Origin of the sequence: Microcoleus sp. MON1_C5 (genome assembly GCF_036701875.1) — a bacterium.
Classification (GTDB): domain Bacteria; phylum Cyanobacteriota; class Cyanobacteriia; order Cyanobacteriales; family Microcoleaceae; genus Microcoleus.
The window spans coordinates 1-10,945 of record NZ_JAUBRN010000106.1 but is presented as its reverse complement, the minus strand read 5'-3'; the positions used below and the strand labels follow the sequence as shown (position 1 = coordinate 10,945).

10 protein-coding genes are annotated in these 10,945 nt (G+C 47.4%); 7 read left to right on the top strand and 3 right to left on the bottom strand.

Translation table 11 applies throughout. From position 1 onward, the window contains the following. The first annotated feature begins 494 nt into the window (after positions 1-494). Positions 495-800, top strand: a complete 306-nt coding sequence (locus QUA71_RS28070) for a hypothetical protein (RefSeq protein WP_333290146.1) — start codon at positions 495-497, stop codon at positions 798-800. Between the two features lie 686 nt (positions 801-1,486). Here the strand turns inward: QUA71_RS28070 and gltB are convergent. Further along, on the bottom strand, positions 1,487-6,073 hold the full coding sequence (gltB, locus tag QUA71_RS28065) for a glutamate synthase large subunit (protein WP_333290144.1): 4,587 nt from the start codon (positions 6,071-6,073) through the stop codon (positions 1,487-1,489). A 197-nt stretch (positions 6,074-6,270) separates the two neighbouring features. On the opposite strand from gltB, the gene QUA71_RS28060 reads away from it, so the two are divergent. The 6 genes from QUA71_RS28060 (at position 6,271) to QUA71_RS28035 (ending at position 8,794) form a co-directional block, all read left to right on the top strand. Beyond that, positions 6,271-6,489 (top strand): DUF433 domain-containing protein, encoded by a 219-nt coding sequence (locus QUA71_RS28060; protein WP_242716807.1) that lies wholly within the window; start codon positions 6,271-6,273, stop codon positions 6,487-6,489. 3 nt (positions 6,490-6,492) lie between these two features. Beyond that, positions 6,493-6,669, top strand: coding sequence for a hypothetical protein (locus QUA71_RS28055; protein WP_333290142.1), 177 nt, complete (start codon positions 6,493-6,495; stop codon positions 6,667-6,669). 130 nt (positions 6,670-6,799) lie between these two features. After that, positions 6,800-7,150 (top strand): hypothetical protein, encoded by a 351-nt coding sequence (locus QUA71_RS28050; RefSeq protein ID WP_333290140.1) that lies wholly within the window; start codon positions 6,800-6,802, stop codon positions 7,148-7,150. Between the two features lie 127 nt (positions 7,151-7,277). Further along, positions 7,278-7,619, top strand: a complete 342-nt coding sequence (locus tag QUA71_RS28045; protein WP_333290148.1) for a Fic family protein — start codon at positions 7,278-7,280, stop codon at positions 7,617-7,619. A gap of 279 nt (positions 7,620-7,898) precedes the next feature. After that, complete coding sequence (locus QUA71_RS28040) at positions 7,899-8,318, top strand: cupin domain-containing protein (protein WP_333219561.1); 420 nt, start codon at positions 7,899-7,901, stop codon at positions 8,316-8,318. A 146-nt stretch (positions 8,319-8,464) separates the two neighbouring features. Further along, positions 8,465-8,794 (top strand): iron-sulfur cluster assembly accessory protein, encoded by a 330-nt coding sequence (locus QUA71_RS28035; RefSeq protein ID WP_333290138.1) that lies wholly within the window; start codon positions 8,465-8,467, stop codon positions 8,792-8,794. Between the two features lie 535 nt (positions 8,795-9,329). Here the strand turns inward: QUA71_RS28035 and QUA71_RS28030 are convergent. Then, positions 9,330-10,316 (bottom strand): glycosyltransferase, encoded by a 987-nt coding sequence (locus tag QUA71_RS28030; protein ID WP_333290136.1) that lies wholly within the window; start codon positions 10,314-10,316, stop codon positions 9,330-9,332. A 228-nt stretch (positions 10,317-10,544) separates the two neighbouring features. Further along, positions 10,545-10,856 carry an HNH endonuclease gene (locus QUA71_RS28025; RefSeq protein WP_445243834.1) on the bottom strand — a complete coding sequence of 104 codons (312 nt, stop codon included), beginning with the start codon at positions 10,854-10,856 and terminating at the stop codon, positions 10,545-10,547. Between the last annotated feature and the right edge of the window lie 89 nt (positions 10,857-10,945).

Genomic DNA, 10,945 nt, shown 5'->3' with positions numbered 1-10,945 from the left:
GACATTCAGGACAAATCATAGCTAAATTTTCGTTGATTGTTAGCGCTCAGCATACCACAACTGTGCAACGCCATCGGTAGGGTGCATCAGGCAAAAACCTTAAAATACGCCCGAAAATCTTGATGTCTGACGAACCCTACATAGGGTTTAACTATCTTAACAAATTTATAAAACCCACATTCGGCACCCTCAACGGTCACAATCGGTTTTTACTTATTTTTATCCCGCAATAAAACTATAAATTATACTAAAATACCGTACATTAACGGTTAAAAAGCTGTTTAAAGGCATAATTTATTACTTTAAAGATAGAGTCTTCTGCGTAATTATGCTGTGTGACACCCCAAAGTGCGGAATGTGGGTAGAAAAGGTCAATATCTAAGTATTATTGACGAAGCCTAGCACTATTGCTAGCATATAGCTTATAAAGTTGACATTATTGCTTGTGTAACTTTTATATCCAATCAGTCGTACCAGTTTCAAAGAGGTTGATTATGCGAGTTAAAGCCTTTCGCTCCTTGTTCGCAGTGATTCTTAGTTGTGTAATTGCTTGGAATGGTTTTGCAAGTCCAGCTTTTGCTGCTAGCGATTCAGTCGGTTCATTCATAAACGGTTTTTGGTCTTTTGTTGGTGGGGCAGCAGGTGCTGTAGTCACCTGTTATACCGTTGATGTTCTTATTGCTCCGGTTGCTCCACCAGTTGCTGCTTATTTAGCTCCAATGTGTGGTGCTATCGGAGCGGTTGGTGGAGGAGTTGGTGGTGGTTTGGCAGGGGCAAAGGCAATTGCTGGAGCGTACTAGGCTTTAAGCTGTAACAGTTGGAAAAAAGTGGGTGGGTATACAATCCCACCCATTTTTAGTTGGTAGCATGACAGCGGCATAACACTGTTAGATGAATGAGCAATCGCTTAGGGGGCGTTACTAAGTAAATGGATAGAGATACATTAAACCTTAATGATCCTTTGTTTTCATCAGATTATAGAAATCCTAAAAAATCTCTACATACAAAAACACCCATAACAAAAATATTCCTGAGTAGCATTTGACATAAAACAAAATATGCGGTATGTATGAAAATATAAATATGGGTATTTGTCCCGCAAATGCCGATCAATAGTTAGCCCTCACTTAACCTTCAGATGAATCTATATGGATCTACCTGATTGGCTTTATGAGAAACGGGCATTACCAGCCGAGGAAACCTTTGACCGCTTTGTAAAAAACTTGGGAGGTCAAAAGATTTCAGACTTCCTCCCTGGGGAGCCAAAATTTGAAAATGCTGATTATCTTTTCAGCCAGGATAATGTTATCGCAGAATTAAAAACTTTACAGACCGAGTTTGGGGCCACTGATTTATTTCGAGATAAGCACATTCAGCTTGTCAAAAAGTATCTTTCGGAAGGTTGGATGAATCTCAGTTCAATTTTTCAGAGGAACCAGTCCACTAGGGTGCGTTAGGCGGTAGCCGTAACGCACCCATCGTAACCCTAGCTGCCGCCAATCCGAGCGACATCGCGAGCGTTTTCTTCAAACGCAGCCGTCAGCGCATCATCACCGCTTAAACCCGATGCGATCGCCCTTTCAATAGCCTGCAACACCCGCTTATAATCCCTCGGCATCACCTTCACAAACACCGGCACCATCTCATCCCACGCAGCCAGAACCTTCGATGCTTTCGCACTTCCAGTCAAATCAACGTGAGTTTGAAGCATCTGCCGCAAATCGCTAATTTCCTCAACATCCTCCAATTTTTCCAAATCCACCATCGACATATTGCAGCGAGTTGCAAAATCCCCCGCTTCATCCAAAATGTAAGCAACACCGCCACTCATACCCGCTGCAAAATTGCGCCCGGTTTCACCCAAAACTACAACTTTGCCGCCAGTCATGTACTCGCAACCGTGATCGCCCACACCTTCAACTACTGCGTTAACGCCGGAGTTACGCACCCCAAAACGTTCGCCCGCTATCCCTCGGATGAAAACCTCGCCGGATGTCGCGCCGTAAAGCACTACGTTACCGACAATCACGTTTTCTTCCGCGACGAAGGTAGAAGCTGGCGACGGATACAAGATGATCTTGCCGCCGCTGAGCCCTTTGCCCAAATAGTCGTTAGCTTCGCCTTCGAGCTCCAGGGTGACTCCCTTGGGCACGAATGCGCCAAAGCTTTGCCCAGCGCTGCCTTGGAAGTGCAGGTGCACCGTGTCATCCGGCAAACCTTCCCAGTGGCGTTTGGTGATTTCGTTGCCGAGAATTGTGCCGACAACGCGGTTGACATTGGTAATTGGCAGTTTGGCGTGTACTTTTTCGCCGTTTTCGATCGCACCTTTGCACAAATCCAGCAGTACACTCATGTCCAGAGACTTTTCTAAACCGTGATCCTGCGCCATCTGACAATAGCGCCCGACATCCGCCCCAACCTCCGGCTGATAAAGGATTTTCGAGAAATCCAAACCCTTAGCCTTCCAGTGTTCCACAGCTTGCTGAGGTTCCAAAACATCAGTCCGCCCCACCATTTCATTCAGCGTGCGGAAGCCCAACTGCGCCATAATTTCCCGGACTTCCTGGGCGACGAAGGTCATAAAGTTTACCGTGTGCTCGGGGTCGCCGGTAAAGTTTTTCCGCAGCAGCGGGTCTTGCGTCGCCACGCCCACCGGGCAAGTGTTGAGGTGGCAAACGCGCATCATAATGCAGCCCAATGTCACCAGTGGCGCGGTCGCAAAACCGAATTCCTCAGCGCCAAGCAAGGCAGCAATTACTACATCGCGGCCGGTTTTCATTTGACCGTCAGTTTCCACGACAATCCGGCTGCGGAGATTGTTGAGAACCAAAGTCTGGTGAGTTTCCGCCAGTCCCAATTCCCAAGGTAATCCCGCGTGTTTGATCGAAGTCTGCGGCGAAGCGCCGGTACCGCCGTCGTAGCCGGAAATCAACACGACATCGGCGTGGGCTTTCGCAACCCCGGCCGCGATCGTCCCGACTCCAACTTCCGACACGAGTTTGACGCTAATCCGCGCTTCCCGGTTGGAATTTTTCAAGTCGTGAATCAATTCAGCCAAATCTTCGATCGAATAAATGTCGTGGTGAGGAGGAGGCGAAATCAATCCCACACCCGGAGTCGAGTTCCGCACCTTGGCAATCCACGGGTATACTTTTTTACCGGGCAACTGTCCGCCTTCACCGGGTTTCGCGCCTTGCGCCATCTTGATTTGCAGTTCCCGCGCTTGGGAAAGGTACAAGCTGGTAACGCCGAAACGCCCGGAAGCAACTTGTTTGATCGCGCTGTTTTTCGAGTCGCCGCGATCGTTCGTCCAAGTGTAGCGTTCCGGATCTTCGCCGCCTTCACCGGTGTTCGATTTGCCACCAATGCGGTTCATCGCTACGGCTAAAGATTCGTGGGCTTCCTTAGAAATCGAACCGTAACTCATCGCCCCAGTTTTAAAGCGTTTGAGAATAGATTCGATCGGCTCAACTTCCTCAATGGGTATCGATTCCCGCTGTTTGAATTGCAACAAACCGCGCAAGGTAAAATGCTGCTGGTTTTGTTCGTTTACGAGTCCAGAATACTGTTTGAAAAGCGTATAACTGCCCTCGCGCACTGACTTTTGCAGCGCGTGAATTGTCTGCGGACTAAACAAATGCGCTTCGCCTTCTTTCCGCCACTGATATTCGCCGCCAACATCGAGAGTATGTCCGCTGGATGGGCGATCGGGGAATGCGTGATTATGGCGCAAAATTGCTTCTTGGGCGATGACTTCGAGGTCTACACCTTCAATCCGCGAGGCTGTCCAAGCAAAGTATTTATCGACTACGGATTTGTTTAAGCCGATCGCCTCAAAAATCTGCGCGCCGCGATAACTTTGAATTGTCGAAATACCAATTTTCGAGGCAACTTTCGTCACCCCTTTAGTTGCGGCTTTGATGTAGTTTTTGCAAGCAGTTTTGTACTCGACATTTAGCAACAATCCTTCGCGGATCGAATCGGCGATCGTCTCAAAGGCCAAATACGGATTAATCGCGCCGCAACCATATCCAATAAGTGTCGCAAAGTGATGCACTTCGCGCGGTTCGCCGGATTCGAGAACGAGTCCCGCCCGCGTGCGCGTACCTTTGCGGATCAAGTGGTGGTGCAGGCCCGCAACTGCCAGCAGCGCCGGAATTGGGGCTTTGTCTGGACTGATACCCCGATCGCTCAAAATGATGATATTCACCCCGGAGGCGATCGCGCTGTCTGCTGCGGCAAAAACCTCTTCTAAGGCTTGTTCTAGACCTTTCACACCGCTTTTGGGGTCAAACAAAATCGGCACGGTGATGGACTTGAAATTGCCCTCATTTACGTGTTGGAGCTTAGCTAATTCTTCATTGCTGAGAATTGGCGTTTTCAGTTCAATTAAATGACAGCTTTCCGGTTCCGGTTTGAGCAAATTGCGTTCAGCGCCGATCGTAGTTTCGGCAGAAGTCACAATTTCTTCGCGGATAGAGTCGATCGGCGGATTGGTAACTTGAGCAAACAACTGCTGGAAGTATTCGTAAAGCAGTTTTGGTCGATTGGAAAGCACCGCCAGCGGCGTATCCGCACCCATCGCGCCGACAGCTTCCACGCCATCTTTCGCCATCGGTGCTAACAGCAACCGCAGTTCTTCAAAGGTGTAGCCAAAGGCCATTTGCCGCTGCAATAATGTTTCGGGATGAGATTCTGCTACGGCCGGCGCATCTTTCAGTTTGGCGATTTCGACCATGTGCTGGTCGATCCACTCGCGGTACGGGTGTTCTGTGGCGATTTTGGTCTTAATTTCTTCGTCAGAGACGATGCGGCCTTCCTCGGTATTTACCAGGAACATCCGCCCCGGTTGCAAGCGGCCTTTTGATACAATTCGTTCTGGGGCGATCGGCAAAACTCCGGCTTCCGATGCCATAATTACCAAGTCGTCTTTGGTAACGCAGTAGCGGGAAGGGCGCAAACCGTTGCGATCGAGCACGGCCCCGATCGAAGTACCATCGGTAAAGGCGATCGAAGCTGGGCCGTCCCAAGGTTCCATCAAGCAAGAATGGTATTCGTAGAAAGCCTTTTTCTCGTCACTCATCGACTCGTGGGCTGTCCAAGGTTCGGGAATCATCATCATTACGGCGTGAGGCAAAGAACGCCCGGCCAAAGTCAGCAATTCCAAAGCATTGTCAAAAATCGTCGAGTCGCTGCCTTCGATATTGATTAAATTGGGGATTTTCTTTAAGTCATCGCCGAATAGTTCCGACTCGAACAGCGATTGCCGCGCGTGCATCCAGTTAATGTTGCCGCGCATCGTGTTAATTTCGCCGTTGTGGGCGATGTAGCGGTAAGGGTGCGATCGTTCCCAACTCGGAAAAGTATTCGTGCTGAAGCGCGAGTGAACTAGGGCTAGAGCGCTTTCCATGTCCGGGTCGTGCAAGTCCGGATAGTAATCGCCGACTTGCACCGGCATTAACATACCCTTGTAGACGATCGTCCGGCAGGAGAGTGTGGAATTATACCAGTATGGGTCTGTGTTAGTCCTGCGGATGGCGTTGTGAGCACGCTTGCGGATGACGTACAGTTTCCGCTCGAAAGCCGCCTCATCGATACCTGCGGCGCGCCGGAGGAACACTTGCTGCATGAAGGGTTCGCTAGATTTGGCGGTGTCGCCGAGGGACGAGTTGTTGGTGGGAACATCGCGCCAGCCCAGCACTTCCTGGCCTTCTTCGGCGGCGATTTCCTCAAAAATGCGTTTGCCGTTTTCGCGTTCAGTTTGATTTGGCGACGAGTAAATCGCGCCAACGCCGTACTCGCCGGCTTCGGGAAGTTCGATGTTTAGGGCCGCCGTTACTTTCTTGAGAAACTTGTGGGGTACCTGCATCAAAATCCCCGCCCCGTCTCCGGTGTTGGGTTCGCAGCCGCACGCGCCTCGGTGGTCGAGGTTCAAGAGGATTGTCAGTGCCTGCTCGACAATTTCGTGGGATTTGTTACCCTTCATGTGTACGATGAATCCGACTCCGCAAGCGTCGTGCTCGAACTGCGGATCGTACAGACCTTGCTTTTGTGGCAGTCCGTTGCTGTTCATTTTGATGCTCCTGTCAAAGTGGCGAAAAGATGTTGATCTAGAGTAGAGGATGGGATGCCGATCGCTCTAGTATCATGTATTATATGTGGATCTACTCAATTGGGTAGAGCTACCAAAAAATCCAAACTTATTCGATCCGAGTAAAAAAATAGTTAAAGCCGATAACTTAACTATGGAACCCGAAGATCTAAATATTTATGCTTGAACACTCTTCAATTATTAGCGTATCTCCTGAGATTATGGGGGGAACCCCAGTATTTGCTTGTACTAGGGTTCCGGTACAAACACTTCTGGACTATCTAAAAGCAGGAGAATCCATTGATGATTTTTTAGATGGATTTCCAACCGTAACTAAAGAGCAAGTTATCGCGTTGCTGGAACAGGTAGAAAAACAGCTCGTTGGCATGGTAGCATAACGCATGAAGCTTCTTTTGGATGAGTGTATAGATCGCAAATTTGCCAGAGAATTTGTTGACTATGAGATAAAAACCGTTCCACAAATGGGATGGGCAGGTGTAAAAAATGGTCAACTTCTTGCACTTGCAGAAGCAGAGTTTGATCTTTGCATCACCGTCGCTCGCAACTTATCATTTTAACAAAATTTACCACAGTTTGATATTGCGGTAATTGTTCTACAAGCACCATCTAATCGCTTGGCTGATTTGAAGCCTTTAGCTTCAAAAGTTTTAGCGATTTTAGCAAGGGCAACTACTGAACAAGTTACGATTGTCAGTGCATAGTTTTAATAAATACTCTCTATGCAGTTATTCCCAACTACTCAATCCCCGATCGCCAATTAACTTTATCGCACTGTTAGTCCGACTTTATCCTCAGCGTCTGGGTGACATTCTCCACCAGCATTGTGCCTTCTCACCAGCAATGAATCTTTCTGAAAAATTGCAAAAAGTCGATCGACTCAAAGCGTGGTTAGATAGCTTTCGGCCGCTTTCTCCCACCCGGGTTGCAGAATTGAAAAAACTCTATGACGTTCGGTTTTCTTATCACTCCAATGCGATTGAGGGAAATACTTTGACACAGCGCGAAACCGAATTAGTTCTAAAATCGGCATCACTGTAGGTGGCAAAACGAAAGCGAGAACACCTAGAAGTCATCGCACATCGAGATGCGATCGACTACATTGAAATGCTAACGCGATCGGACACTGCGATCGGTGAATGGGAAATTAAACAAATTCACAACTTAAATTATAAGGGCGATCGCCCCGGAGGAAGCTGGACGCGATCGGCAGTTAGAGCTCAAAGCCGCCGGTACCGAATACCTCTATCCGCCTCATTATTTGCTTTTGGGTTTGATGCGGGAATTTACCCAATGGCTCAACAGTGATAAAATCAGATCGTTACATCCGCTAGAGTTGGCAGCTAAAGCACATCTTCGCTTTGTTTCGATTCATCCATTTCGGGATGGTAACGAACCCAACGGGCGGCTATTGATGAATCTGCTGCTGTTGCGGGTGGTATATCCTAGGGTCATTATCTCTAACCAGATGCTAGAAGTTTTGCAGCAGCAGTCTCAAGAGGTGGATTAGGATTCACCTTTAATCAATATTCAATAACCAGCGCCCTTTCTATGAAGATTTGATGTAGATTGGGGCGATCGAGCGAATACCAGGTGACAACAGCTATGTTGGTTTTGCTATGGTTGTTAAGGCAAGTCGATCGGGCAAAGCAGACAAAAGTGCAAAAATCTACAGTCCCCTAAGCGGTTCCCGCAGGTGGGCTTCGGTTTTAACTATAGATTAGTTAATCTCAAAAAACAAAGTCGTTTACCAAAGGATTCAGCAAGCAATCCTCAAGGAGTAAAAATCATGGTTCAGATTCAAGAAATTTCTCAAGTATCTACTCTGCACGCACCTGCAGCACCCAACGCAGTAGCCGCTACAGAATTGCGGCCTTGGGGCTCATTTACGACTCTAGAAGAAGGCCCCGGATATAAAATTAAGCGGATCGAAGTTAAGTCAGGACACCGCCTCAGCCTGCAAATGCACCACCACCGCAGCGAACACTGGATTGTGGTTTCTGGTACTGCAAAAGTTACTTGTGGCGAAACTGAACAAGTTCTGTTTACAAATCAGTCTACCTACGTTCCTCAGTGCACTTCTCACCGCCTGGAAAATCCGGGAGTTATCCCCCTGGTTTTAATTGAGGTGCAGAATGGCGAATATCTCGGAGAAGATGATATTATCCGCTTTCAAGACGATTATGCTCGTAATGAAAAGGCTAAGTAACTCAAGTTGCTAAAAATATAGGGGTAAGGTGCGCGGCCCGGCGCACTTTACATTCTCCGGGTAAGGTACACGCCTAGGCACATTCTACATTTTCAAAACTCAACATTACTTCCCAATTACGAATTACCAATTACCAATTACTCATAATGATTCATCTGAGCAAAACAGCAGCAACAGAAGTAACGCGCCTCAAGTCGAAGCATCCGAACCCCAATGCTTTATTTCGTCTGGGCGTGGAATCGAGCGGCTGCTCCGGTTTGTCTTATACAATGGCATTTGACGAGGCGCCAGCCCCAGAAGACGCGGTATGCGAGTCCGAGGGAATTTCCGTTGCGATCGACCCCCAGCACTTAAAATATCTCAATGAGCTCACCTTGGATTATTCAGAAGACTTGATGGGCGGAGGTTTCCGATTTCACAATCCCAATGCCGCCCAAAGCTGTAGCTGCGGCAACTCATTTTCTGCCAAGGAATAATCAATAGGATGACACTCAAAGACTTATAAAAAGTCCAAAAAACCTTCAAATAAGCCGATCGAGACTACCAATATCGACGCCTGTTCAGGATTAGGAATTGACGGCCATATCGAACTCAGAACTCCCGATACTTACCTTATTAGGACTCAAGCCAACTTTCACAAATAGGGGTTGAAATTTAGGTATGTAGTTGCGCTTCAGCGCTCTTAACTTAGAGAAGAGCGCTAAAGCGCAACTACATACCTTTGTTTAATGTGCCAGTTGCGTAAGTCCTATATACCTCAGTTCCTAGAAAACCATTATGGTAAGGTGCGTCGACCGAAACAATCTGCAAGTGTCATCGAACATCTAACAGTTCCGCACCTACAGATCAGCACCACATAATATATCCTTGATGAGTAAAATTAGGTGTATCTCACCTCCCTGAAAAGCGCTATAGATTGTTGGTAAAACCCGCCTTTACGATCGCGCAAGTTATACTATCACGAATCAACCACAAATGACATAAAAGCTCGCTCGACTACTATCAACACAATCAAGCTGGCGTACCGAGAATAGTCCACTGCATTAACTGCTGCCACTCCGGAGATTGAGCTAATAAATCGGCATCGAATTCATTTCCCGCATCCTGCGAAAACTCGGCGAAAGCTTCCGCCCAATTAATTACTGTTTCCACAGGCAAATAAGGCGTATAATTCCAAGAACGCTGCAAAAACTCTACCATCTCAACAGAATGACCGGTGCGGTACAAGTACCAAGCAATCCAAACTAAGGTACTGTACTTGATTTGCTTTTCCAACAAACGTATTTTATCCGGCAACTCGGGGCGGGCAAAAAAATTGTCCATCACTGCGGCGAGGGATTTAGCCTGCGGTAAACCTTTGTACATGGCGCTTTGTTCGTGCTGGCGGTAGCAAACAGTTACTTGCTGCAGCCACTCTGCTTCGCATCCCATTAAGGCTAAACGCAGCACTAAATCTGTATCTTCCGCCGGTGGAAATCGAGGATCAAATCCGCCGGCGCGCTCTAACCACTGACGGCGAAATACCATCGCGCTGGGTAATACTGGTTTCCACCGCAGCCACATTTCTAAGTCTAATTTAGGGACATTTTGCCAGGGTTTGACATCTTTTAGGGGTTCGCCTATACTATTAACTAGACGCCAGCCGCTGTGGACTATTCCTAGATTTGGTCGCGCTGCAAATACAGCCATTTGTGCTGCTAATTTGTCGGGAAAAAAGTAGTCGTCAGCATCGAGAAAGGCGATGAATTCTCCTCGCGATAGCTGGATACCGTGATTCCTGGCAATCGAAACTCCTTGATTTTGTTGGTAAATGTAGCGAATTCGATCGCCATATTTCTCTAAAACTAACTTGGTATCGTCTCGGGAGCCGTCGTCTACGACAATAATTTCCCAGTTAGCATAGGTTTGGTGCAGAACGCTATCTACGGCTTGGCCGACGTAAGCAGCGCAGTTGTAAGCCGGAATTACTACGCTCACCTGCGGGGTGCGATCGCTCATAATTAATATCAAGTTTTATGGATTATACCATTTTAGATTTTAGATTTTAGATTTTAGATTAAAAAACTGGAAATGACTGATGAGCATCTGGCTTGGAACTTGCCTACAGTTGCATTCTTTTTGTCAACTGAATTAAAGTCAGTGAAGGAGTCGCCTCCTCCACTGCTCTCCAAAACGGAACGTGATAGTTTCCCATCATTCCGCTCCTCAATAAAACGGCTGTTGTCATCAGTACGTCATTACCAACATATCGTTTTCCCAAGCCCAAAGGCTTGGTTCCACTGGTGGCTTAGGTTTAGCACTTTTGCAGCTAGATTTGTTACCAAGACTGCCATCATTGGCAGTCTTTGTGTCGTGGCAATGTCGATGGAGTAGCTGCCAATTATCATACGATTCCTTTCCACCTTTCGATTTGGGGACGATGTGGTCAACCTCTATCGAATCTCCACCTTTGAAGTAGTTATCGCAGTGAGCGCATTTCCCTTTTTGTCGCTTGAGTAGTTTGGCTACTCTTACGGGTATTTCGGGGTGTACTCCCATTCTTGAACTCCAATATAGCCTTTATCAGAAAGATGAGGTATCATGTAACTGACTTGAACGAAGTAAAAAATATAGAACCCGAAAATGTC

What these genes read in the sequence shown, in the direction of transcription:
- QUA71_RS28070 (WP_333290146.1), top strand. Translation starts at nt 495, where the DNA reads ATGCGAGTTAAAGCCTTTCGCTCCTTGTTCGCAGTGATTCTTAGTTGT.
- gltB (WP_333290144.1), bottom strand. Translation starts at nt 6,073, where the DNA reads ATGAACAGCAACGGACTGCCACAAAAGCAAGGTCTGTACGATCCGCAG.
- QUA71_RS28060 (WP_242716807.1), top strand. Translation starts at nt 6,271, where the DNA reads ATGCTTGAACACTCTTCAATTATTAGCGTATCTCCTGAGATTATGGGG.
- QUA71_RS28055 (WP_333290142.1), top strand. Translation starts at nt 6,493, where the DNA reads ATGAAGCTTCTTTTGGATGAGTGTATAGATCGCAAATTTGCCAGAGAA.
- QUA71_RS28040 (WP_333219561.1), top strand. Translation starts at nt 7,899, where the DNA reads ATGGTTCAGATTCAAGAAATTTCTCAAGTATCTACTCTGCACGCACCT.
- QUA71_RS28035 (WP_333290138.1), top strand. Translation starts at nt 8,465, where the DNA reads ATGATTCATCTGAGCAAAACAGCAGCAACAGAAGTAACGCGCCTCAAG.
- QUA71_RS28030 (WP_333290136.1), bottom strand. Translation starts at nt 10,316, where the DNA reads ATGAGCGATCGCACCCCGCAGGTGAGCGTAGTAATTCCGGCTTACAAC.
- QUA71_RS28025 (WP_445243834.1), bottom strand. Translation starts at nt 10,856, where the DNA reads ATGGGAGTACACCCCGAAATACCCGTAAGAGTAGCCAAACTACTCAAG.